The sequence below is a fragment of the Limnoraphis robusta CS-951 genome (assembly GCF_000972705.2).
Window position 1 is genome coordinate 16,358 of record NZ_LATL02000086.1, and the last position, 23,208, is coordinate 39,565.

The following is a 23,208-nucleotide window of genomic DNA, read 5'->3' on the forward strand; positions in this document are numbered from 1 at the left end:
TATCATATCCCAGGGGTGCTATCCGTTAAGGGTGCAAATCAGACAACAATTAGCCGTTAACAGAATTACCAATCTATTGTTGTTTTTTGCGTTTCAAGAACCAAATTACAACTGCAAAGAATAAAATTACAAATACAATGATAGAAATCGGCGCCATAAATTCTTCGACTAAGATATAGTTATCTCCCAGCCAATAACCAACAACCGTTAAAAAGCTAATCCAAACTATTGTTCCAAGAGTTGAGTAGACTAAAAAAGAAAATATTGGCATCTTTTCTAAACCCGCCGGAATTGAAATGTAAGTGCGAATTCCGGGAATAACTCGACCTAAAAGGACAACCCAATTTCCATAGTGACGAAACCATTGTTGAGAACGTTCCAGGTCTTCTGTTGAAAGCGTGAGCCATTTACCTCGCTTTTCAATCCATTCTTTAAGTTTCTTTTCTCCCCAATTTTTACCGAAGTAATACCAGGGTAATGCGCCTAGAATAGAACCCATTACACCGGATAAAATTACACCTAAAAAGTTGAATTGACCTTGGGCGATTGTAAAGCCAGCCAGTGGCATAATTAATTCCGAAGGAATGGGAGGAAAAATATTTTCTAAGAACATGAGGAGCAGGATTCCCATATATCCCCAGGAATCAATACCTTGAGTAATCCAGTCTAACATTGATTTGAGTTTGATAAAGTTGTATCATCAATTGACCTCCGATTTAAGATTAATTTAAAAAATACAATTTTACCTCTGACATTAGACAGATTTTTGTACGCCTTTTGATAGAAATTATTGGCCAATTCTAAGATTAGCACTATAGCAGAAATCAGGAGACACCGAGACAGGAGACAGAATTGAAACCTTTATCATAAAAGGATTTGACAGAAAAACAGTGTCCTAATCAACTCTTTCTCTGCTATATCAATCAACTATTCACCGCGATCGCTCAAAAGATTAGCTGACATTTTTAGAGACTTTTATCCCCATCAAAATCAATTGAATTCAAATCAAATAAAGGCTAAAATGTTAAAACATCGCCAAAAAATCAGTATTAATTTCCCAAAACCCCGATCACCTAAAGAATTCCCTCTCGAGGTAGAGGGATTGTGAAAGCTTTATTTCCTACACTAAAGACTGTATATAGCGGTGTACGCTCCTATGAGGTACAAACCAGAAACCCGGTTTCTAGAAGAAACCGGGTTTCTACCCCATCGGTGTACCTCACAGAACTGAAAACTGCTATAGATCAATCTACTTCGGTATATTCACGAGCATAACTTTTGTTGTATTAGTTCGGAAAGTTTAAAATGACATCACTATCAAATGGTTCAAGTTCAAAACGAGTCGCCATCTTACTCGAAAGCGGTTTTGAGGACTCTGAATTTCAAGTTCCTTACACTGCATTACGAAATGCTGGCGCGAATACGGTGATTATCGGTTCACGCATGAACGACGAATATCAAGGGAAGCAAGGTAACGTCTCAGCCAAACCTGACGCAACCGCAGCAGAAGTTCGTTCAGAAGACTTTGATGCTATTTTTATCCCAGGTGGTGCTGCACCCGATAAAATTCGCAGCAACCCCCAGGCTGTTAGACTGGTGATTGATGCTATGGCTCAGGGTTTACCTATTGCGGCGATTTGTCATGGCCCCCAAGTTTTAATAGATGCCGATGTCTTAGATGGTAAACAAGCAACAGGCTATAAAGCCATTCGCAAAGATATTCACAATGCGGGTGCTACCTACGTTAATGAACCCGTTGTGGTGGATGGTAACTTAATCACCGCTAGACAGCCGAGTGATTTACCGATGTTTACCGTCACCCTGTTGAATTTCCTCAATTTACAGATTGAAGGCACAATATTACCCCATCCAACCGACCTAGACTTTGAATGGTGGACGTTGGGTGAAGCTTGGAAAGGTTCAAGCCGAAATGATATTATTAATGTGTTGAATACGGCTATCGTGGGGGAACGTTATACCCTAGCGGCTTTTAAAGAGTATAGCAAGCAAGCCTCAGACCCGGAATTAGTGATTCTTTTACGCGAAGGCATTGGCACAAAAGAACGTCATGTTGAACTGTTAGAAGCTCGTCTGCGCGACTTTGGGGAACAGGTGACTTGGCAAGCGGTGGGAAGTGAAGCATTTGCCAAATTGCAAGGTTGGTTGCAGTCTAATAATAGCAATGATCAAGATATTATGCGGCGTGCTTTAGGCGACATCCAAACTGGTGTAATTGATTGTTCTCATTTGTGCGTTCAAATTACCGATCCCGTGACGGCTTTTGTATTAGAAGAAATCGAAGAAAATCTTCGCAAGCATGAAGAATTAATCGGTACTTTATATCGGGTTCGTTCGGGTGAAAATGTTCAAGCTCCTATGCCGACAACGATTGCAGCGAGTTAAGGATTGATTCTTGAGAAGGAAACCAAGAAGGAATCTAGAAATTTGACAAGCGTTGAATTTGTATTCTTTCTTCTTCCTTCTCTCACCCAAAAACCTGATTTTTCATAACAAATCAAGCTCTGATATCATGTCCGGATAATTAGTGATAAAAAAACTTTCTCATAATCCTCCTCTTTCTTCTTCTTTATTTCCTCGGTGACTCGGTGACTCGGTGACTCGGTGACTCCTGTCTCCTGTCTCCTGTCTCCTGACTCCTCTGTCGTTTATTTATAACTGTTCAACCGGACATGATATGAACGGTTGAAATGACCTGACAAAATTGGGTTGAGGGGAAAAAATGATAAATTTACTCATTGCCAAAAATCAAATAATCTGCTTAACTACTTAACAATCTCAACAGCTAGCAATTAGCAAAAAGCACTGAAAATATCCGGTCATTCTGAACAATATTCGGTAAGATTAAAGAAGTAATCTGCTTGCAGTCTGGAGTTTTCTCATGCGACCGCTCAACTTTCTGTTGATTTTCATCGTTTGTATACTCTTAGTCTTATTTAGTCTACAGAATACAGAACTTGCGACAATTCAAGTCATCAAAGGTGTTGAGGTACAGGCGCCCCTAGCAATAGAACTCATCGCAGCAACGGGAGTAGGGGCTTTACTGGCTTGGTTGTTTAGCTTATTATCTCAACTGCAACGAATAGTTATCGCTCGTCAAACGATGCGTCAGATTCGTCAACAAGAACTGCGAATTCAAGAGTTAGAGAAAGATCTTCAGCAAATTCATCAACAAGGACAGCGCATTCAAGACTTAGAGGGAGATGTCGAAAAGATTCACACCGAAGAAAAAAGCTCACCCCCAAAAACGGCTTTGACATTAGTAAGTTCTCAAAACACCGATGTCAAACCTGCGCTTGACTCGGAAAATAACATCGAAGCCTCACAAACAGACACAACTCCTGAAGGTACAGAAAAACCAGCAAATACCGACAAGGAAACAGTCAACGCCGAAGCTTAAATTGGGGGTTTAATGTTTCTCACATTCTGTTTGGGTAACTTGGTGGCGATAGCGAAACATATCTTCTAAACGGCTATTCACCCACCAAGCCAACAGATTCTCAGCTAACCATCCTCCAGGCGGAGAATAGGTAATCACATCGGTTAAGCGGGTTTTTCCCTGTTCTGAGGAAAACTGATGTCGGTGTACCCAACTCTCCATCGGCCCTTGTTTCTGTTCGTCGGTAAACAGTCGATAGCGATCGCATTCGGTATGTACCGCTAACCATTGTACCGGAATCGGCCCCAACCACAGACGAAATTCTGTAATCGCCCCGACTTCTAATCCTCCCTCCCGTCGGATAATCTCGACAGGTTGCCAAGGGGGAGTTAACAGTTGCAAAATATCCGATCGCCTGTGGAAGTCCCAAACCACCTCAACAGGTGCATCAATTAAAGAGGAGTATCTAAAATGTAGCATGAGCGTTTTTGAGAAATTCTAGATCTAGAATTGCATGAGAATGAGACGATTGTTAGACTAAAAACGAATAAATTGTGTTTAATCACTTTGGGCGTAAGCCTTACGCCCCTACATTATCCTTTCTCCTCGATAGGGGTTTCAATTCAATCTATGGGTGATCACTCTTCCAACTTATCGGATGATAGTCTATCTCAAGCGCTACTCAAAAGTGCGATCGCCAAGTTAGAATCTGGAGACTTTCAGCAACGTTGGGATGCGGCTAAACAGTTAGCCAAAATGGGAACCATAGCGATTAACCCGTTGATTGAAATTCTCGAATCGGAAGAAGCTGATCTCGAAGTGCGTTGGTTTGTGGCGCGTACACTCGGACAGTTTAACAGCAATGAAATTGTACCCGCTTTAGTTCAGGTCTTGCAAACCGCTAAAACCAGCGATTCCTCAGAAACAGACTTACTGGAAATGGCAGCAACGGCTTTAGCAAATTTAGGAACTTCAGGGATTGATTCTCTCAACAGCTTACTGGATAATCAACAGTTAAGACTCTTAGCAACCGAAGCGATCGCTCAAATTCGCCGTTCTGAAACAATTAGCCCTTTATTGACTGTTGTGAATGATTCTAACCCAAAAATTCGGGCTTGTGCAATTGAAGCGTTAGGCAGTTTTCATGATCCTCGTATTCCACCTGTATTAATTCAGGCTTTAAATGATCCTGCCGCTTCTGTCAGAAAAGAAGCGATTATGGGTTTAAGTCGGCGGGGAGATTTAGTACAGGAATTCAACTTAGTTGAACACCTGCAACCTTTATTATGGGATATCCGCCCCGAAGTTTGTCAACAGGCACAAATTGCCCTGTCGCGTATGGGTACGGATCAGGCGGTGATGGCTTTAGTTGAACAAATTGAATCGACAACAGTACCAATTAGCGTTAAACTTGATGGAGTTAAAGCTTTGTGTTGGATGGAAACTCCGACTGCTGTTAATCAGTTAAAACAGATTTTATTGAAAATTCCAGATGAGCCGACTTCTAACAACAGCTCTTTCCCTCTGCATCCAGAAATCATTCAAGGACTGGGACGAATCAGCCAACCCGAAGTAAAAATTCAAGCCAGTCAGATTTTAATTGAATTTCTCCAAAGTCAACACCCTTCTAGGGAAATTCCGGTTTTCAAACAATTAATTTCTTTGAGTTTAGGACAGTTAGGGAATATAGCTGCTATGGATTCTCTGGTTCAACTGTTAGCCGACGCAGAAATGACGGTTCGGTTTCATTGTATTGCTGCATTGAAACAGTTAAATTCTCCCCAAGTCTATGAACGACTCCAACAGTTATCTCAAGACAGCAATCTTGCACCGAATTTACAACAAGGAATCTCAATGGCATTAGCAGAATGGGGCAGCTAAACAGTGATCAGTTATCAGTCTTTTTGCAAGATAGCCTTTTTCCTATTCCCTGTTCCCTGTTTTCAAGCTGTATAAACTTCTACCGAACCGAAATCATAGATAAACTACCATGAATTTGGATAGACTATAGCCATCTTAATCAAATTTTCATGCGCCTAGAGCAGTTGCAATCTTTTCTGTGTGTCGCTGAAACGGGAAGCTTTCAACAAGCAGCACTCAAATGTGGCGTAACTCAATCAACGATCAGCCGCCAAGTGCAAGGACTAGAAGCCGAACTCGGTTTACCGCTATTCCATCGCACCGCCCAAGCAAAGCTGACGATTGGGGGAGAACGCTTTTGGCCCTATGCTCGCAAAATCTGTCAAACCTGGGATGGTGCCAAAGAAGAACTTGCCACCTTGCTAGCGGGAAAGCAGCCCGAACTCTGTGTAGCCGCCATTCATTCGATATGCGCGTCCTACCTACCGCCAGTGTTACAGAAATTTTGCTACGCCTACCCGGAAGTTCAACTGCGAGTCACCTCCTTGGGAAGTGATCGGGCGTTAAAGGTGCTGCGAGATGGGTTGGTTGACGTCGCGATCGTGATGAATAACCGCTCATTTACAGCAACAGGAGAATTGATTGTCGAAAGCCTCTATGAAGAACCCATAGAAGTCTTGATGGCTCATAATCATCCTCTTGCCAAGTCTACCCAAGTACCTTGGTCAGAACTGGTTCGTTATCCGCAAGTGGTGTTCAAAGACGGGTATGGAATGCGGCGCTGGGTTCAAGAAAAATTCAACCAAACTGGAGCAAAATTGAATGCCGTTCTAGAACTCAATACACTTGACGCCTTTCGGGGTGTTGTACGTCAGGGACAACTAATTGCTTTACTCCCCCGTTCAGCCCTGATCGAGTCGCGTACAGACCCGACTCTCACCATTTGTGCTATTCAGCCACCCGAACGTCGAGTTCATTCCACTGACAGCCCATTGTCGCCGGAATCATCAAATTTCTCAGACGTTGAGAAAACCCCCCCTGATCCGGCTTGGAGTCGTGAAGTGGTGATGGTGGCGACTTCTGACCGAATGCAAATTCCCCCGATAGAATATTTCTGGAAACTGGTTCAGGAATTTATTCCACCTGGGTCTGATCGGGTTCTTGAGCAAATCGGTCAATTGACTGTCAAAAGCACCTCCTAAACAAGATATGCTGGGGATTTCCTTGTTGTTTTAACCTCTAATTTGGTGTAATGAGCGATCGCTTTCGAGAACTACTCCGTAAAATTGGCAGTGGCCCCCATACCGGGGAAAATCTCAATCGGACTGAGGCTGCCGAAGCGATGAAAATGATGCTGTTGCAGGAAGCAACGCCTGCCCAAATTGGCGCATTTTTAATTGCTCATCGGATCAAACGACCCACCGGTGAAGAATTAGCGGGAATGTTGGATGGGTGCGATCAATTCGCTAGCAAACTTCAACCGCTCTCAACTCCTCCCTTAATCTTGAACTGTCCCTACGATGGGCGCTCCCGTACTGCTCCTGTTGCTCCGTTAACCGCGTTAATTGTGGCGACAGCAGGCGTTCCGGTAATTTTACATGGGGGGGACACCATGCCAACCAAAGAAGGGATTCCCCTGATAGAAGTTTGGCAGGGTTTGGGAGTGGATTGGACAACGCTAACCCTAGAACGAGTCCAACAGGTGCTAGAGACAACCGGGGTAGGGTTTGTCTATCTTCCCCGTCATTTCCCGGAGGCGGCAGCTTTGGTTCCCTATCGTCGGGAAATTGGCAAGCGTCCACCTCTGGCAACGATGGAGTTGATGTGGTCTCCCTATGCAGGTGTAGCAACTCTGGCTTGTGGATACGTTCATCCGCCGACGGAGGTGTTATTTCGCGAAACGTTCAAATGGCGAGGAACGAGTCAGTTTATCAGCGTTAAAGGTTTAGAAGGAAGTTGTGATTTGCCCCGCGATCGCACTTGCATTATTGGTGTACATCAACTCTCAAGTCAATCTGGGGAAGATTATCACCTCGAACGTTGGCTATTACATCCCAGTGATTATGGGTTTGCGGGAAAGGAAGTTCCCCTAGAAAGTTCAACCCACTTGTTCGCCCAGATGCAAAGGGTTGTACAGGGTCAAGCCGATGAGTTGATGCAAGCGGCGGTTTGGAATGGGGGATTTTATCTGTGGCAGTGTGGAGTGTGTTCTGATTTAGAATCCGGTTTATCAATCGCCAAACAATTGTTGATTGATGGCGTTGTCGAAAAACTGGAAACCCTTCGTCTAGCTGTTCATGGATAGTTCAAGGAAAATTATGATTGCTCAAAAGTTCGTCAGAAAGGTCAAGCAAAAACTGAAAAAGATCCCGATTCTTTCTTTGGGATTATTAAGTCTAGCGATCGTGCCGGGATTGATGATGATTGGCTTTGTCAGCACCGTCACTCTAACTTGTGAACGCACCGAACAAACTCAAGGAAATTGTGATCTTGAAGAATCCGGTTTACTCGGATCAAGTTTTACGGAAATTCCGATTGAGAGTTTGCAGGGCGCCCAAATCATCAAGAAGAATATTGAGGATTTAGCGGACTCTGACTATAGTGCTTTTTATGTGGCACTCTTAACCGAAAATGGTCGGGTTTTCTTACCGTTTTATCGCCTTGATCACCACTACGCTCAAGATGTCGTTGCTCAAATTAACGACTTCATTGATAATCCTGAAACTCTGATTCTCGAAATTGATGAAGATTCTCGTTCATCTGCTTATCTCTGGGGTGCAATGTTATTGGGAGTGGGCGGCGGACTGTTTAGCACTTGGGTTTCTCGCGCCAAGCGATTTAATTGTTTTTAAGGGTGATCGAATCTGATTCTTGAATGTTTAATGATGTCAAATCCCGAGATCGCAGCTTTGATTTTAGCCGGTGGAAAAAGTTCTCGTATGGGTCGAGATAAAGCCCTGATTGACTACCAAGGGAAACCTTTATTAACCCGAGTTTGTCAGGTGGCGGCTGGCTGCTGTTCATCGGTTTATGTGTTGACATCTTGGCCTGCAAGATATCAGAACATTGTCTCAGAACAGGTGCATTTTTTACCGGAGTCCGAACCCGGTCAAGGTCCCTTGGTGGCTTTAGCCGATGGACTTACTCAAATTGATGCAGAGTGGGTGTTGCTTTTGGCTTGCGACTTACCTCAGCTTCAACCGGAAATTTTGCAAAACTGGCTGACTCAACTGACTGAAGTTTCTCAGTCAATCTTGGCTGTTGTTCCCTCTCAGGAGTCTGGTTGGGAACCGTTGTGTGGGTTTTATCGCCAAGCGGCTTTGACGGAGTTAAAACGTTTTATTCAACAAGGCGGACGTTCGTTTCAAACTTGGTTAACTCAGGTTCCGGTTCAGGCTTTAAGTCTAGAAGGAACAACGATGAAAATGCTGTTTAACTGTAATACTCCTGAAGATTTACAAGCGTTAAAAGGTGAATCCGAAAAATAAACTCAATCTAAAAAAAAGAACTAATCTTGTTGAAATTTTTTATTTTTTCTTTATGTTTCTCAAGCAAAAATCTCAAGCGACGAATTGATCGGACTTTTCCCTTACCGATTCTCAAATGGAGTCCAGATTGTCAGTGATTTTACCGATTCAAATTAGCTAAACTGAGTATTATTGATTTAATCAAAAAAATAAGTTAGGAGTACCCGGATGAAATACGCATTTGATTTAATTGGCATTTCTCCAGTGTTATCCTTTTTTTACCAACAACAAGAACTCCAGGAAAAAGCATCAAGTGGCATTGAATACTTAGGACAGCATCAATGTACCTTAGATATTTTTATTTCCTCAGTTGAAACCATTTCTAAACAAAAAAACTGGAAGATTGATGAAGTCGTCGATAGTGTCATCGGATTTTGGGTGAATCATTCAGATAGCATTAACTATTGGAAATCTCGTTTAGAAGATGCCGGACGGGATAATCTGTTAGTGGCTCGAGTGGCGGATATTAAATCCCTACGAACCACATTTGAATCGCTGCTGCATGAATCTTAACCCTGGAAAAAGGGGGCGGGTAATAACCTTTGTAAACCCGCCCTCACCTAGAACTTTTCTCCCCCCATACAGCGATCGCGTTTCCTATTGCTTCAATTTTTGATATTCGTGACCAAATTCCGGCACAATTTCCCCGATTTTCGATTGACAACTGAGGGAACTTGACTTATTATTAAAGAATGGGAATCTGTGCCGACATATAATATCCCGTTTTCATCCTTGAATCAGTAATCATCAGGTAAGTTAGCCATTTTTGACCTAGTACAAATAACCTGTATCAAGCTGATTTTCGTCTAATACTAAACCAAGTTATCCAAGTTGACTTGACGCAAGCATCAACCCGAGGCAAGAGTCTTAGCGTTTATTAGTTAAGTTTTTCTAATCAATAACTGTAAATACTTTTGAAAATTAAAAGATTAGGCTAAAAATCGAATTTTTTATTGAGAAACTTTCTTAAATAGTTGACGAAAATTTAGGGGTTCTGGTATAGTGATAGAAACCACTCCCAAGGGGGTCTAGTGTCTACCCGTCAAAATAGAGGCTAAAACCCTTATCCCTTCGTAAAATATCAAGATTTTCTGACCAATTTTTTCAACCATAACGCACAAATTTTCAAAGCCCAAGCCAAACCCCAAAATCCACATCTTGACAAAATCGCCAATTTATGCAGTAAGAAGGCAAGAGGCAAGAGATAATATTCATAATTCATAATTCATAATTCATAACTATTATGAGGTGTCATGTCTCGTTCTAAAGCGCTGCAATCTTATATTCTGATCCGCCTGCTGTTAGCCCCTTTAATGTTGTGGACGATTACCAGCATTGTATTTTTACTCCTGAGAGCCACACCGGGCGATCCAGTTGATGCGATTCTTGGCTCCCGCGCTCCGGCGAGTGCGAAAGAGGCAATGCGATCGCAGTTGGGTTTGGATGGCTCTTTGATTCAACAATATCTCGACTATATGGGAGATTTGCTGCGATTTGACTTGGGGACTTCCCTCACCAGTCGCGGACAGTCGGTTTGGGAGATTATTTTTGACTATTTCCCGGCGACGGTGGAACTGGGGGTGTTTAGCCTACTGGTGGCTTTAATCATCGGCATAAGTATCGGAGCGCTATCGGCTTCTCGACCCAATACCATTTGGGATACAATCGGACGGTTGTTTGGTATAATTACATATTCAGTACCCGCATTTTGGGCGGCGATGGTATTTCAGCTTATTTTTGCAGTGCAGTTAGGCTGGTTTCCCCTGGGAACTCGTTTTCCGGTGAGTGCGACTCCGCCTGCTTCTTGGACTGGACTGTACACGGTAGATAGTCTGTTAAGCGGAAATCTCGATCTGTTTTTGACGACGCTCTACTATCTCTGTCTGCCTTGTTTGACGTTAGGGCTGCTACTGAGTGGCATTTTTGAGCGCATCGTGCGGGTCAATTTGCGCCAAACGTTGCAAGCAGACTATGTGGAAGCGGCGAGGGCGAGAGGAATTCCCGAGGGGCGAATTTTAATCGCTCATGCGTTGAAAAATGCCATGATTCCGGTGATTACAGTGTTGGGGCTAACCTTAGCAGCACTGTTGGGCGGGGCAATTTTAACAGAGGTGACGTTTTCCTGGCCGGGGTTAGCCAATCGACTCTACGAAGCGATTACGGTGCGGGATTATCCAACGGTGCAGGGGATTGTGGTGTTTTTTGCGGCAATGGTGGCGATCGCAAGTATTGTGATTGATATTTTGAATGCTTACATTGATCCGCGAATTCGCTACTGATCGCTCAAGTACAGAAGCCTTCTAACTGGAGTTTAGACTCAAGAATGGTATTAGTTTAAACTCCAACGAGTTGGCGTTCTAAATCAAAGAGAAATCCGTGAATATACTCCTCTGTCCAAGCTTCTCCATAGAAACGAGTAAACATTCCCCTGGCTGGATCTTTAGCAGCTCGATAACGAACATAACTGCGTTGGGCTTGCAGAATATCAGAAAGCCTTTGACTATCCGTAATCGGTTGAGCTTGTTCGACAAAATTCAAATAAGCTTCTAGATAATCCTTAAACGCTTCAAAAACTCGCGTCTGAACAACTTCTGTTTCTTTGGGGCGAGTCCATAAGAAAGCGGGAGAAAAGAAAGATTTTGCCTCTTCTGGGAAGTCTCCTCCCCAACTGAGATGTTGTTGGTGAGTCTGAAAAATCGGTAAAATTGGCTCAGTATATTGCTGTTGGTAAGCGGTATCATGGAAAAGGGGTTGCATATCCAAAGCAATCAAATGTCCCCCTGGTAAAGTGACTAAATCCGCGCCAAAAAAGGGCAAATCATAAGTGAGCTGCGGGAAAATCACGAAGTTGAGAACTTGTAGGGAATTGCCTCCCTGAACATGAGCCGCTCGAATTTGTCTCAGTTTTGCAGATTTAAAAGCATAGCTGGTTGTGATAATAGTTTCTTGCTTTTTGCCTTTACCTGTCGTTTCCTGTTTGCACTCAAACCCTTCAGGAATTGTATAGGGTTGCAAGGAAAGTCGCTCTTGCATGACAGCCAAAGCATAATCGAGGAAGGGTTGATAGAGAGTCATAGAATAGAATTTAGAAATCCAAAAATTGTAGATTATCTTTTTTCTGTCGCTGCTGCAACAGGAACGGCATCTTCAAACAAAAATTCATAAAGAAATTTCTCTGACCATTCGTGACCAAAATAGCTACTAAATAGCCCAGATGCTGGATCTCGTTCGGCACTATACTGATCATAATCTTTCTGCGCTCTGACGATGCTTTCAATCTCAGCCGGATCTGTCTTTGCTTCAGCTTGTTCTAAGAGTTTCCAATATAACTGGATGTATTCTTGATAAGCTGGAAATAGGCGATTAATGACGGTTTCTCCATCTGTTTTGGCAAACAAAAGATAGGGAGAAAAATACTGGTTCGCATCATAAAACTTCATTTCCAACCCTTGGGCTAATTCATTATATTTTTCCCGAATGGGTGCCATCGGTTCAATGTATTTCTCTAAATATTCTGAATCCCGAAATAGGGGTTGAAAATCTAGAACTACAAGAATTTTCTTCTTGCCAAATGCTAAAAAGTCTATTCCGAGTAAGGGTAAATCGTATTGATAACTGGGATAAATAACGCTATTGAAAATTTGGGCGGTTTCTCCAGCATTAATATAAGTGTAGCGAATTTTTCGCAATTGGGGACATTGATAACACCAGCTTTCGATCATGGCTGGATTTTTACCTCGCTGGCTTATTTGGAATTCCAAATCAGGAGCAATGGGTCGGCTGCTGAGAACGAAGCGACTGAATAGTTCTTTTTCTAGATAGTGCAGAAAAGGCTGAAACATAAAGCTATAAGTAGAGACTAAAACTTTCTCTGAAGATAAAGAAAAATCCTGATGTCTGTCTCATTTATCTCTCAGAAAGTTACAAATCTTAATATTATCGCTCATTTGAATTCAGACTGCCAACGAGGAATGTGAATTAGGAGTCGAGGGCTGCCTGTTGAGTGCGGAGATGCTGGAGTGCCGCATCAATTTTGGCGAGTTCCGGCTCTATTTGAGCCATTGCCTTTTTCTTGGGGAGTTTAGCTTTCTGGGCTGTGATGGTCATTTCGTTAACCAACCGCTCCCGATACTTTTCAAATTCTGCAATCACTTCTTCCAACTCTTGAGTCGTTACGCTGGTTTCGCTTTCAGGGGTTCCCTCGACATTGAATGCTTGGGGTTCTGTCGTTTCAGCCATGTCTATTGTTTCCTACAATACCGATGATTGAGAGGCTGTGACCCGCTTTGTTGAGATAAAAATCCCAACCCCGAACTCACAAACCCATTTTTACTGCAAGTTTATTCCAATTTTGTCTCACTTGTTTCAGGGTACCACGATTCGAGAATGTTTGACACAGAGACGATGGAATCAGTTTGCTCCAATCTTCTCTGCACAACTTAAAATTGTTCACATTAATTTACAAAGTAGATGACAAATTTAAGCTATAAACAGTTTTGAGAAATCAAATCAAGAGGAGAGTTAAAGCTATGGTTTTTGGGCCAGCCTCCCGATTAGGAGTCAGTTTGTTTGAAGAAACACCTCCTCTGGAACTCATTCCAGGGCGCTCAGAAGAAGAGGTAGAAAGCATTATCCGAGCAGTATACCGTCAAGTTTTAGGTAATGCCTACGTCATGGAGAGCGAACGAGCGATTGTTCCTGAATCCCAGTTCAAACGCGGACAACTGAGTGTTCGGGAATTTGTGCGGGCGATCGGCAAATCTGATCTCTACCGCTCTCGTTTCTTTGAAACGAGCCCCCGTTATCGTTTCATTGAACTTAACTTTAAACACTTCTTGGGTCGGACTCCCAACGGGTTAGAAGAAATGAGAATCCACAGCACCATCCTAGATACTCAAGGATTTGAGGCTGAAATTGATTCTTATCTCGATAGCAACGAATATCAGAATGCCTACGGAGAATCTTTTGTTCCCTATTATCGGGGTTACAAGAGCCAACCTGGACAGACGATGGTCGGCTTTACCCATATGTTTGCCATGTTGCGGGGCGCATCCAGCAGTGACTTCAAAGGCAGTCTCTCTGGCAAAGAACCTGTACTCAATAAGTATGTCATTCAGAATATTCCACTGCCCGTAATTCCCCCTTCTGGTGGTACGGTTGGAGATGGTTGGTCATTCCAAGAGCCGGCTGTGGGTGCGCGTACTCGTAATGGAGTGGTAGGACCCAATGATGAAGGAAAAGTTTTCCGCATCGAAGTTACCGCTTATCGCTCTTTGGGTAAAGTCAGTCGCGTGTCTAAATTCCCTCGTAGTAATAAGGTTTATTTGGTGCCGTTTAATAAGCTGTCCCAAGAATACCAACGCATTCACAGACAAGGTGGCGTGATTGCCAGTATTACTCCGGTTTAATTGTTTTTTTCAGAAAGTCTCGCTCTTTAATCTTAAGGAGAGCGTGAGCATGAAACTCTAAACTCAGAGTTAACTGGGGAATTGACTTTCCCCTTTTCCATAATTAAAAAAAAATAGTTAGCAATTCATCACTTTCAAACCCCAATTATCAGGAGAACTTCAATGAGCCTCGTTTTAGATGCACCTGTAGAACTTGCTTTGTTTTCGAGTCCCGATGAAATCAATAACGTGATTCGGGCGGTTTATAAACAAGTCTTAGGCAATCCTCATATTATGGAAAGCGAACGGTTAGTGACAGCCGAATCTCAGCTTTGCAACGGGAATTTAACCGTGCGAGAATTTGTCCGGGCTGTTGCCAAATCTGAGTTTTATCGCCGTCGCTATTTTGAATCCTGCGCTCCCTATCGTTTTGTCGAACTCAACTTCAAACACTTGTTAGGACGTGCGCCCCAAGAGCAAGCAGAACTGTCTGAACATATCTGTCGCTGTGTTGAACAGGGTTATGATGCCGAAATCGACTCCTATATCGATAGTGACGAATATCAACAAAAATTCGGCGACAATATCGTTCCTTACTATCAAGGCGCTCAAAGCCAAGTCGGAAATAAACAAGTGGGTTACAACCGCACCCTGTCTCTCTATCAAGGGTATGCTGGTGTAGACAGTGCTTTTAAAGCATCTCGCTTGGTTGAACAGGTAGCAACTAATAGTGGTGGAAAGATTATTACCCCTCGCAAGGCAGGTCGTTTAGGTGCTTATAAAGATGCCACAGAAAAGACTTTTAAAATTGTGGTGAAAGGGATGAAATTTGACACCCGTCGTCGGATTAGTACAAGCGAATATATTGTTCCTGGCGATCGGATGAGTCCCCAAATTCAGCGCATTCATCAAGCGGGTGGGAAAATTGTTAGCATTACTGAAATTGCTTAACCACCTGAAGCGTTGAGGTCTCGATAGGGGAACGGTTGCAGGGGATAAAAGATGGCAGAGGGAGAGTGATTAATCCCCTGTTTCTTCCTATCTTTCTATCTCCCAGCCGCTCCCTAATCCGGTGTTACCGACCTATAAATTTGTTATGGATATTGCTCAATTTGTTGAATCTTCTTTCGGTTGCTGGCGATCGCAACGCAGCGTTCATCATCTGGCGTTTGGTCACTTTGAACAAGTGATTTCTACCATTGAGATTGCTCCGTTAGGGGACTCGGATGAAGCAGTGATTAGCCTCTGTAAATCCAATAATATTGATCCTCAACGAGCGAGTCATCCCTTTCGCATGAGTTGGGAAGGAGAATCCGATTGGGATGAATCTGAATCTGTTCAAGGAACAACTATTTTAGTGCCAATTCCCGATCCAGATGACCCCAAAGCTGGGCAATTGTTGCGAGATCAAGGTTATGCTGAAACGATTCCGGCAATTGGCAAATATCACCTCACTGAAGACGGTACATTTATCCTATTAACGGAATATGAACGGGCGATGGCTGAGGAAAAAATTTGGTTTTTGAATCCGAATTTTCGTCTGCGAGTTTCGTTGATAAAAACCAGTGCGGGGAGTGGAGTTGTAACGGCTTCTTTTTCTTCTGAAATTCGTTCTTTATCAGAATCAAAATCATAATTGATTTGAAATTATGCTAATGCTTGAAACTCAATTAATGCTAACCTTCTCCCATTGGCTAGCCGGGGAATTTAGTAATCAGAAACAAGCAATTGAAAACTCAAAAGATTATCCGCACATTAGAGTTTTTTTTCGTCCATTGCCCTTTGATTTTTTTTCAGGTATTGGTTTTTATTCAGAACAAGTCTACGACTACGATCTCTGGACTCCTTACCGCCAAGGGGTTCATCGAGTCATTGAACAACAAAAGGAACAAGTTTATGTTGAAAACTATAGTCTCAAAGATAGTATTCGTTATGCTGGAGCCGGGCGAGAACAATCAATTTTAAAGACGATTACTCCCGATTGTATTGAACGACGTTATAACTGTTCAATGGTTTTTCAACGGGAAGGAAATTTATTTCGAGGGAGCGTTGAAGGAAACAATTGTTTGATTGAAAAACTGGGGTGTCAAACCTATTTAGTCAGTCAAGTTGAACTTACTGAGACAACCTTTGCAAGTATGGATCGAGGACTGGATATTAATACCGATGAACAGATTTGGGGAACTCGAACAGGCCCCCTAAAATTTGAAAAATGTCAAAGTTATGCCCATGAACTCCCTCAAAATTAGCAATGCTGCCTCCAGTTGCCCGTAAAAAAATGCAGGCTTGGATTCGTAGACGACAACTGATCTGTTCCGGAAACTTTTTCATCTTTGAAACGTTAGATTACACGGCAATTGAACGGTTTGAAGACTGTGTTAAAAGTTTAGGTGGAACTTTGATTTCCGTTCAACCCATTAAACGAGTTTGGATGGGAAATCACAGACAAGTTGTTCTCCATCAAGCTAAAGCTAGCCTCCATACCCCCAACCATGAGTTAAAACAATATTGGTTTAAATATGGCTGTTTTCAAACAAAGTTTGATGAAACACTTTAGCTGCTTATGAAGTTGATGAGCGCAACCGATTCTGTTCGATTAACTCGTTGATGAAATCCGAAGAAACACAACGACGTTCAGAAGAATAAGTCATTAAATTGACTCCGTTCATCATCTTCACGGTACTGACTCGAACCCGAAAATTATCAGTCACAAACCAACAGCGTTCCTGGCCTTGATTGCGATCATATTCAGTCTTGATGGTTAAAACTCCATCATCGGCAAACTGATAAGCACTGACCACCGGAATCCCTTCAACATAACCCCGATTTCGGAGAAAATTGCCAAGACGTGGGTTTTGATCATTGGGAATGTCAACTAAAATGGCGGCATAATTCGGGTTGGGTTCTTTTTCCTCGAGGTTATCTTGCCAACCAAAACTAGCACCCCCCTTGGCTAAACCAACATCAACACCTTGTGCTTGACAAACTTCGATCACACGCGGATCATCAGGCTCTAAAACTTTGATAATTAAATTAGACTCTCCCGACTCATTTTCTAACGAGTCAAACCGATGAACCGTGCGCTGAGAAAACCAGACTCCCTGACTGTAACGAAAGAAGTCCATCATTGTCATTGGCGGTGTGAGTACCATTTCCGATTAATTCTTGTAGATACGAAATTTAGCTGATTTTATCATGAATTTTACCGCTCGTCTTTCCTTTACATCCTACTCGGCTGATGATCTTAAAGCCGCTCTCAATCAGGGAAAAAGTTTGGCTAGCCTCAACTTACAAGGGTTGAATTTAAGCCAGATGAATTTATCAGGCGTTGATTTAACAGAGGCAGTTTTAATCGCCGCAAACTTAACTCAAACCAACTTTGAGGGGGCTAATCTCACAGATGCAGACTTACGAGGGGCTGACTTGCGTTCTGCTAACCTGCAAAATGCCAACTTGCAAGGAAGTTGTTTAAATCGGACTCAGTTGCAAGGGTGTAATCTCAACGGGGCGAATCTAGAGAACGCCAAGCTACAATTGGCAGTCTACGACAGTCAAACGGTTTGGACAGAGGGATATGATTACCGAAATTGCGGGGCAGTCGGGCCAAAAGCCAACTTAGCAGGAGTCTTCCTGAATACCGCTAATCTTAGAGGTGCAGACCTGCGAAGCGCGAACCTACGAGGGGCTTATTTAAGCGGTGCAGACTTAACGGGAGCAAATTTAGAAGATGCAGCATTGAGTGGGGCAAACCTTCAAGGCGCGTTTCTGACGGGGGCTTATCTGCGTAATGCTCGAATGATTGGGGTGGAGTTACAAAACGCCGATTTGCGGGGGGCTGATGTGACTGGAGTCAGTTGGGAACAACTCAAGAGTATTGCTGGGGCAGATTTTACGGGAGTTCAAGGGCTAAGTGAATCAGATCGGGGTTATTTGTGTAGTCGTTCTTCTCAAGAATTAGGAACTTGGAATTCCTTCACTCGTTCAAATACGGCTATGAGTCTGAGGTGCTGATCACCTGAAATGGGGGGTTTTGATCGGTGGATCAGCAGTAGTACCCTGTAAAGTGGTCAAAACTATTAATCCATTCTATGAGCAACTCCAACACTCAATCTGAGGATGATGCTATCCTACTGGCTCAAAACGAAACAGACGCGCTCCTACAGTCCGTAGCTGAACAACTGGCAACAGATACATTTGATGCAACTGATGAAGATTTGTTGAAACGTTTGGTTGAATGTTTGGGAGATACACGCGGTATGACTCGACTGCGTTGTGCAGAAACATTAGGGGAGATTGGTAAACCCGCAACTCCAGTGTTATTAGAGGCTCTGGCTGCTCATTCTAACGTGGTTGTGCGGCGAGCGGCAGCCAAAACCTTGACCCTAATTGCTGATCCGAGTGCCGTTCCCCAGTTAATTCATGCTTTGCTCAATGATGAAGATACCGTCGTTAAAGGATCGTCTGTTGGGGCATTAGCTCAAATTGGAGAAGCAGCCGTCCCGCCTTTACTGGAAATTCTCGAATCCCCTGACATCCCAGAAAGTACAAAAGGTCATGGGGCTTGGGCCTTATCGTTTATTGGGGTAAAAGCCAAAAATTATCTCTCTCGGGCGATCGCCTCGAACTCTCCGGCGGTTCGGGGGGCTGTGGTGGGGGTGATTACCAAAATCGCCCAGGATGAACCCCAGCCTGAGTTGTTTGATCTTTTGGTTCAGTCCCTGGCTGACTCCGATGAAGATGTTCGTTGTGAAGCAGCAGCAGCTTTGGGGAATCTCAGCTATCAACCTGCCATTGGGAAGTTGGTTGAGTTACTCGATCATTCTAGTCCAGAAACCCGCAAATCTGCGGCTCTAGCGTTGATGAAGATTGGCGATCGCAGTAGCCTTGAACCGTTAGAAACCGCGTTGAGCCAAGAATCAGAAACTCAAGTGACATCAATTCTTCAATTGGCCATTTCTCAACTGCAAAAATCCTCCCACTGAGTCAGGAGGCAAAAATCCGCTTCAGATCAGGGTTTCTCTCAGAATCAACCCGGCAAGTATTACAAAATGTAACTTTCTTTTTCAGAAATGAGACGGAAGAAACCCAAGACCTGTATCGTGAAAAACCAAGTTAGTCAAATTACCTTGGTAGTAAACTAACGACTCCAATAAAATCACTTTTGTTTAAATCTAGGAGGAGATCTCAATGCTTGATGCTTTTTCAAGAGCAGTAGTTTCGGCTGACGCCAGCACCTCTGCGGTAGGCGATATCAACGCACTCAAAGGGTTTGTTGCTAGTGGTAACCGTCGTCTGGATGCTGTTAATGCCATTGCAAGTAACGCAAGCTGCATGGTATCTGATGCAGTAGCTGGCATGATCTGCGAAAACCAAGGTTTAATCCAAGCGGGTGGTAACTGCTACCCCAACCGTCGGATGGCTGCTTGCCTGCGTGACGCTGAAATCATCTTGCGTTATGTAACCTACGCACTGTTAGCAGGTGATGCTTCCGTTCTTGATGATCGTTGCTTAAACGGTTTGAAAGAAACCTACGCTGCACTGGGTGTACCCACCACTTCCACCGTTCGTGCTGTTCAGATCATGAAAGCTCAAGCTGCTGCTCACATCAAAGATGAGCCTAGCGAAGCATTTGCAGGTGCAAGACTGCGTAAGATGAACCCCCCCTTGGTTGATGATCGTTGCGCTAACTTGGTTGCTGAAGCTTCTAGCTACTTTGATCGGATTATCGGCGCACTCAGCTAGTCTATATCTGTTTACTATAGCGTCGCTGAACTGAATTCAATTGACAATCTATAATTTGGGAGATAACAAACAATGAAATCTGTTGTTACGACTGTAATTGCTTCTGCTGATGCAGCCGGACGTTTTCCGAGCACTTCTGATTTAGAATCGGTACAAGGTTCTATCCAACGTGCAGCAGCTCGTTTAGAAGCGGCAGAAAAGTTAGGGGCTAACCTTGATGCTGTTGCAGGCGAAGCTTATAATGCTTGTATCAAAAAGTATCCTTACCTCAACAATCAAGGTGAAGCCAACTCCACCGATACTTTCAAAGCGAAGTGCGCTCGTGATATCAAGCACTATATGCGCCTCATCCAATACTGCCTCGTCGTTGGTGGTACTGGTCCTTTAGATGAGTGGGGAATTGCAGGTCAGCGTGAAGTTTATCGTGCGTTGAACCTACCTACTGCTCCTTACGTTGAAGCTCTGAGCTTTGCTCGTAACCGGGGTTGCGCTCCTCGTGATATGTCTGCTCAAGCATTGGTGGAATACAATGCACTACTCGACTACGCGATCAACTCCTTGTCCTAGTCCCGTGACAAATTTCTGATCTCGTAAGAAGGTAGAATTCTTTCTGCAAGTCTAGGAACGCTTGGCTGCTTGCATATCGTTGATCGGTATGGTAATGGCGAGGAATTTCTGGGCTTGCTGTTCTGTTTGCGGACTGCTCTGGTTATGGATCAACGCTTTTTTAATCTTTTTAATCTCACAGAAGACGAAGCCATTGCCTTGTTAGATAGCCCTCTCGATCAAATTGATGAGGGAAATTCTCGCTACACTGCGGCATCCCATTTAGTGAACTTCCCCACAGAGCAATCTATCAATGCGCTGATGCGGGCTGTTCAGCAAACTGATCCTCGGATGGAGAACCGAATTGTCCGCCGCAAGTCCATCGAAACCTTAGGGCGGTTGAAAGCCGCTCAAGCTTTGCCTCTAATTCGCACCTGCTTAAGTGATGAGGATTGTTATACCGTCGAAAATGCGGTTTGGTCAATTGGGGAAATTGGTACAACTGACCCCAATATTTTAGAAGATGTAGCCCAACTCCTCGATAAGCCCGGCCAGACTTACCGTGTGATCATTCATACATTAATGCAGTTGAATTATCAGCCGGCTGTAGAACGTATTCGCCAATTTGTTGAAGATGCTGATCCCCCTACAGCGAGTGCTGCCATCACTGCAATTTGCCGCTTTACGGGGGAGACATCCCAAATGCAGAAAGTGGTGGCAATGTTACAGCATCCGAACGTATTAGCACGGCGATTATCCATCCAAGATTTAATTAACGCTCGCTACTATGATGCCATTCCCAAGATAGCTCGCTGTCCAGTTTCCCTTGTGTTTCGGCTGCGGGGAATTCGGACTTTAGCACAAGCGGGAATAGAGGCAGGGGCAATTACTTTTGAAACGGTTCAACCCTATTTAGATCAAACTCTGTATGATCATCCCCAGGATTTAGATTTAGTTCATCGTTATGATCAACGGCCTGATTTACCTGCTCTGATCCGGGGATTGTATGAAACGGACTTTGGCAAATGTTATCTGGCGACTCAAACCATTCTGGACGCTTATTCAGAAGCGGCTCCGGCTGCCCTATTTACAACTTATGCTGAGGAAGCCTATAGTGACTATGGCGCTCACTTTCATGTAATGAAGTTGTTTGGCTGGTTGAAACACGCTCCTGCTTATGATTTATTAATAGAAACCTTAGAGCATCCCCAACCTCAGTTCCAAAAATCTAGAGCAGCCTCCGCGATCGCTCTGGGTGAATTGGGAGATCAGCGTGCAATTCCTGCCTTAAAAGCCTGTTTAGAAACGAAAATTTGGGATCTCAAGTATGCGGCTTTAATGGCTTTAGAAAAACTGGGTGACGTTAGTTCTCACCCGGTTTTAGCCGATGATCCAGACCCCCTCATTCAAGCCCGAGCCGTTTTCAACTCTAACCTCTAAAATCAAACCATGACTACTGACTCCCAATTTGAACAACTCAAACACCCCAATCCTCATCTGCGAGAACGGGCAATGGCTGAAATTTTTGAATCTCAAGATGAAAATACGATTCCCCGTTTAATCAACATCTTAGATGATGAAGATGTCGTTTATCGTCGAGCGGCCGTTAAGTTGTTAGGAGCGATTGGTACAGATGCAGTACCAGCCCTTGTTGAAGCTTTACTGCAAAGTAACAATGTCACCGTGCGAGGGAGTGCGGCTAAGGCTTTGGCTCAGGTGGCCGTGAATTATCCTGACTTACCTTTTCCCGAAGCGGGTTTACAGGGATTAAAAGCTGCAATTAATGACGCTAACCCGGTTGTTCATATTGCTGCTGTGATGGCATTAGGTGAGGTTGGGCCAGATGCTTTTGAGATTTTGGTAGACTCCCTAAAAACAACTGATAATGTTGCTGTACAAGTTGCAATTGTTAATGCTCTTGCTTCTCTGGGTGATCCACGCTGTCAAGAAGTGCTTACAACCTTTGCTCATGATCAATCTGTGGATGTCTATGTGCAGGAGTCGGCAAACAGTGCTTTATCACGGTTAGATTTAGCTTCTGCGGCGAGAAGCCACACACCTGAAAACGAAGTGTCAGTGTGAGATGAATCGCCGACAAGATCTCTAATTTCTCGGCAATTTCGTTATAATCAAGTACATTCGCTCTAAGTTGTTCAATGAGAAACGTAGCAAAAGTCAGACTATATCCAACGGATGACCAGAAACAAGCCCTTGCAAAAGCGTTTGGCTCTGTACGTTGGGTATGGAATTACTGTCTAGAGCTAAACAACCAAGCCTACAAAGAAACAGGCAAGGGTATCTCAGGAATGCAGCTAAAAAAGCAACTACCAATTCTTAAAAAGAAAGAAGAAACAGTCTGGTTGAAAGAAACCTATTCACAGTGTTTACAGCAGTCTGTCTTGAATCTTTCTAGAGCTTTTGTCAACTTCTTTGAAGGTCGGGCTAAATTTCCCCGGTTCAAGAGTCGTCATGGAAAACAGTCAATTCAATATCCTCAAAACGTCAAGATTATTGAAAACTATTTGAGTTTCCCTGTGATTGGCAAGATTAAAGCAAATATTCACAGAACCTTTGACGGGAACATTAAAACAGTTACAATAACTAAGACTCAAACCGAAAAGTATTATGCTTCTATTGTGTTTGAGAATGAGGATATTGAACCCCTGATTTCTGCTCAGGGTAAAGCTATAGGGTTGGACTTGGGACTGACTCACTTTTTAATTACAAGTGAGGGGTCTAAATATGATAA

The 23,208-nt window shown here is 43.5% G+C and carries 27 protein-coding genes; 21 read left to right on the forward strand and 6 right to left on the reverse strand.

Annotated features, from left to right (window positions below; all coding sequences use genetic code 11):
* Positions 1-73 precede the first annotated feature (73 nt).
* On the reverse strand, positions 74-673 hold the full coding sequence (locus WN50_RS07570) for a DedA family protein (protein WP_046277504.1): 600 nt from the start codon (positions 671-673) through the stop codon (positions 74-76).
* Positions 674-1,305: 632 nt separating this feature from the next.
* Between WN50_RS07570 and WN50_RS07575 the strand changes: the two genes are divergently transcribed.
* Both WN50_RS07575 and WN50_RS31335 read left to right on the forward strand, forming a co-directional pair.
* The gene (locus tag WN50_RS07575) at positions 1,306-2,403 is read left to right on the forward strand and encodes a DJ-1/PfpI/YhbO family deglycase/protease (RefSeq protein WP_046277503.1); all 1,098 of its coding nucleotides are present in this window, start codon (positions 1,306-1,308) and stop codon (positions 2,401-2,403) included.
* Positions 2,404-2,899: 496 nt separating this feature from the next.
* Entirely contained in the window at positions 2,900-3,418 is a 519-nt protein-coding gene (locus WN50_RS31335) for a LapA family protein (protein ID WP_063847371.1), read from the forward strand.
* Between the two features lie 9 nt (positions 3,419-3,427).
* Here WN50_RS31335 and WN50_RS07585 read toward each other — a convergent pair whose 3' ends face one another.
* The gene (locus WN50_RS07585) at positions 3,428-3,877 is read right to left on the reverse strand and encodes an SRPBCC family protein (protein WP_046277502.1); all 450 of its coding nucleotides are present in this window, start codon (positions 3,875-3,877) and stop codon (positions 3,428-3,430) included.
* A gap of 150 nt (positions 3,878-4,027) precedes the next feature.
* Between WN50_RS07585 and WN50_RS07590 the strand changes: the two genes are divergently transcribed.
* From WN50_RS07590 to WN50_RS07620, 7 genes are all read left to right on the forward strand, one after another.
* Positions 4,028-5,278 carry a HEAT repeat domain-containing protein gene (locus tag WN50_RS07590; protein WP_049558624.1) on the forward strand — a complete coding sequence of 417 codons (1,251 nt, stop codon included), beginning with the start codon at positions 4,028-4,030 and terminating at the stop codon, positions 5,276-5,278.
* Between the two features lie 149 nt (positions 5,279-5,427).
* On the forward strand, positions 5,428-6,459 hold the full coding sequence (locus WN50_RS07595; RefSeq protein ID WP_046277500.1) for a LysR family transcriptional regulator: 1,032 nt from the start codon (positions 5,428-5,430) through the stop codon (positions 6,457-6,459).
* Positions 6,460-6,509: 50 nt separating this feature from the next.
* On the forward strand, positions 6,510-7,562 hold the full coding sequence (locus tag WN50_RS07600; RefSeq protein ID WP_046277499.1) for an anthranilate phosphoribosyltransferase family protein: 1,053 nt from the start codon (positions 6,510-6,512) through the stop codon (positions 7,560-7,562).
* 13 nt (positions 7,563-7,575) lie between these two features.
* The gene (locus WN50_RS07605) at positions 7,576-8,109 is read left to right on the forward strand and encodes a hypothetical protein (RefSeq protein ID WP_049558626.1); all 534 of its coding nucleotides are present in this window, start codon (positions 7,576-7,578) and stop codon (positions 8,107-8,109) included.
* A 33-nt stretch (positions 8,110-8,142) separates the two neighbouring features.
* A complete protein-coding gene (locus WN50_RS07610; RefSeq protein ID WP_046277497.1) occupies positions 8,143-8,745 on the forward strand; it encodes a molybdenum cofactor guanylyltransferase in 603 nt (200 codons plus the stop codon).
* Between the two features lie 207 nt (positions 8,746-8,952).
* A complete protein-coding gene (locus tag WN50_RS07615) occupies positions 8,953-9,297 on the forward strand; it encodes a hypothetical protein (RefSeq protein ID WP_046277496.1) in 345 nt (114 codons plus the stop codon).
* A 740-nt stretch (positions 9,298-10,037) separates the two neighbouring features.
* The gene (locus WN50_RS07620) at positions 10,038-11,063 is read left to right on the forward strand and encodes an ABC transporter permease (protein WP_046277495.1); all 1,026 of its coding nucleotides are present in this window, start codon (positions 10,038-10,040) and stop codon (positions 11,061-11,063) included.
* 55 nt (positions 11,064-11,118) lie between these two features.
* On the opposite strand, the gene WN50_RS07625 is transcribed toward WN50_RS07620, so the two are convergent.
* The 3 genes from WN50_RS07625 to WN50_RS07635 all read right to left on the reverse strand — a co-directional run bounded on the left by WN50_RS07625 (position 11,119) and on the right by WN50_RS07635 (position 13,023).
* The gene (locus WN50_RS07625; protein WP_046277494.1) at positions 11,119-11,859 is read right to left on the reverse strand and encodes a phycoerythrobilin:ferredoxin oxidoreductase; all 741 of its coding nucleotides are present in this window, start codon (positions 11,857-11,859) and stop codon (positions 11,119-11,121) included.
* Positions 11,860-11,891: 32 nt separating this feature from the next.
* Positions 11,892-12,626, reverse strand: coding sequence for a 15,16-dihydrobiliverdin:ferredoxin oxidoreductase (locus WN50_RS07630; RefSeq protein WP_046277493.1), 735 nt, complete (start codon positions 12,624-12,626; stop codon positions 11,892-11,894).
* 136 nt (positions 12,627-12,762) lie between these two features.
* Positions 12,763-13,023: a hypothetical protein gene (locus WN50_RS07635; RefSeq protein ID WP_046277492.1), complete on the reverse strand. Its 261-nt coding sequence runs from the start codon at positions 13,021-13,023 to the stop codon at positions 12,763-12,765.
* Positions 13,024-13,313: 290 nt separating this feature from the next.
* On the opposite strand from WN50_RS07635, the gene WN50_RS07640 reads away from it, so the two are divergent.
* The 5 genes from WN50_RS07640 to WN50_RS07660 all read left to right on the forward strand — a co-directional run bounded on the left by WN50_RS07640 (position 13,314) and on the right by WN50_RS07660 (position 16,728).
* Complete coding sequence (locus WN50_RS07640; RefSeq protein WP_046277491.1) at positions 13,314-14,192, forward strand: phycobilisome linker polypeptide; 879 nt, start codon at positions 13,314-13,316, stop codon at positions 14,190-14,192.
* Positions 14,193-14,354: 162 nt separating this feature from the next.
* Entirely contained in the window at positions 14,355-15,122 is a 768-nt protein-coding gene (locus WN50_RS07645) for a phycobilisome rod-core linker polypeptide (RefSeq protein ID WP_046277490.1), read from the forward strand.
* Positions 15,123-15,267: 145 nt separating this feature from the next.
* Positions 15,268-15,807: a phycobiliprotein lyase gene (locus WN50_RS07650; RefSeq protein ID WP_046277489.1), complete on the forward strand. Its 540-nt coding sequence runs from the start codon at positions 15,268-15,270 to the stop codon at positions 15,805-15,807.
* A 19-nt stretch (positions 15,808-15,826) separates the two neighbouring features.
* Complete coding sequence (locus WN50_RS07655; protein WP_046277488.1) at positions 15,827-16,420, forward strand: chromophore lyase CpcT/CpeT; 594 nt, start codon at positions 15,827-15,829, stop codon at positions 16,418-16,420.
* A gap of 2 nt (positions 16,421-16,422) precedes the next feature.
* A complete protein-coding gene (locus tag WN50_RS07660; protein WP_046277487.1) occupies positions 16,423-16,728 on the forward strand; it encodes a hypothetical protein in 306 nt (101 codons plus the stop codon).
* A 4-nt stretch (positions 16,729-16,732) separates the two neighbouring features.
* Here WN50_RS07660 and WN50_RS07665 read toward each other — a convergent pair whose 3' ends face one another.
* Complete coding sequence (locus WN50_RS07665; protein WP_046277486.1) at positions 16,733-17,323, reverse strand: phycobiliprotein lyase; 591 nt, start codon at positions 17,321-17,323, stop codon at positions 16,733-16,735.
* A 43-nt stretch (positions 17,324-17,366) separates the two neighbouring features.
* Here WN50_RS07665 and WN50_RS07670 point away from each other — a divergent pair, with 43 nt between their 5' ends.
* From WN50_RS07670 to WN50_RS07700, 7 genes are all read left to right on the forward strand, one after another.
* Positions 17,367-18,182 carry a pentapeptide repeat-containing protein gene (locus WN50_RS07670; protein WP_046277485.1) on the forward strand — a complete coding sequence of 272 codons (816 nt, stop codon included), beginning with the start codon at positions 17,367-17,369 and terminating at the stop codon, positions 18,180-18,182.
* A 77-nt stretch (positions 18,183-18,259) separates the two neighbouring features.
* Positions 18,260-19,153 carry a HEAT repeat domain-containing protein gene (locus WN50_RS07675; RefSeq protein WP_046277484.1) on the forward strand — a complete coding sequence of 298 codons (894 nt, stop codon included), beginning with the start codon at positions 18,260-18,262 and terminating at the stop codon, positions 19,151-19,153.
* A 205-nt stretch (positions 19,154-19,358) separates the two neighbouring features.
* Positions 19,359-19,913, forward strand: coding sequence for a phycoerythrin subunit beta (gene cpeB / locus WN50_RS07680; RefSeq protein ID WP_046277483.1), 555 nt, complete (start codon positions 19,359-19,361; stop codon positions 19,911-19,913).
* 72 nt (positions 19,914-19,985) lie between these two features.
* Positions 19,986-20,480 (forward strand): C-phycoerythrin subunit alpha, encoded by a 495-nt coding sequence (locus WN50_RS07685; protein ID WP_046277482.1) that lies wholly within the window; start codon positions 19,986-19,988, stop codon positions 20,478-20,480.
* 144 nt (positions 20,481-20,624) lie between these two features.
* On the forward strand, positions 20,625-21,899 hold the full coding sequence (locus WN50_RS07690) for a C-phycoerythrin alpha-cysteine-82 phycoerythrobilin lyase CpeY (RefSeq protein WP_046277481.1): 1,275 nt from the start codon (positions 20,625-20,627) through the stop codon (positions 21,897-21,899).
* Positions 21,900-21,908: 9 nt separating this feature from the next.
* Complete coding sequence (locus tag WN50_RS07695) at positions 21,909-22,541, forward strand: HEAT repeat domain-containing protein (RefSeq protein WP_046277480.1); 633 nt, start codon at positions 21,909-21,911, stop codon at positions 22,539-22,541.
* Between the two features lie 74 nt (positions 22,542-22,615).
* Positions 22,616-23,208, forward strand: a 593-nt coding sequence (locus tag WN50_RS07700) for an RNA-guided endonuclease InsQ/TnpB family protein (protein WP_049558635.1), incomplete at its 3' end; no start/stop codon positions are given.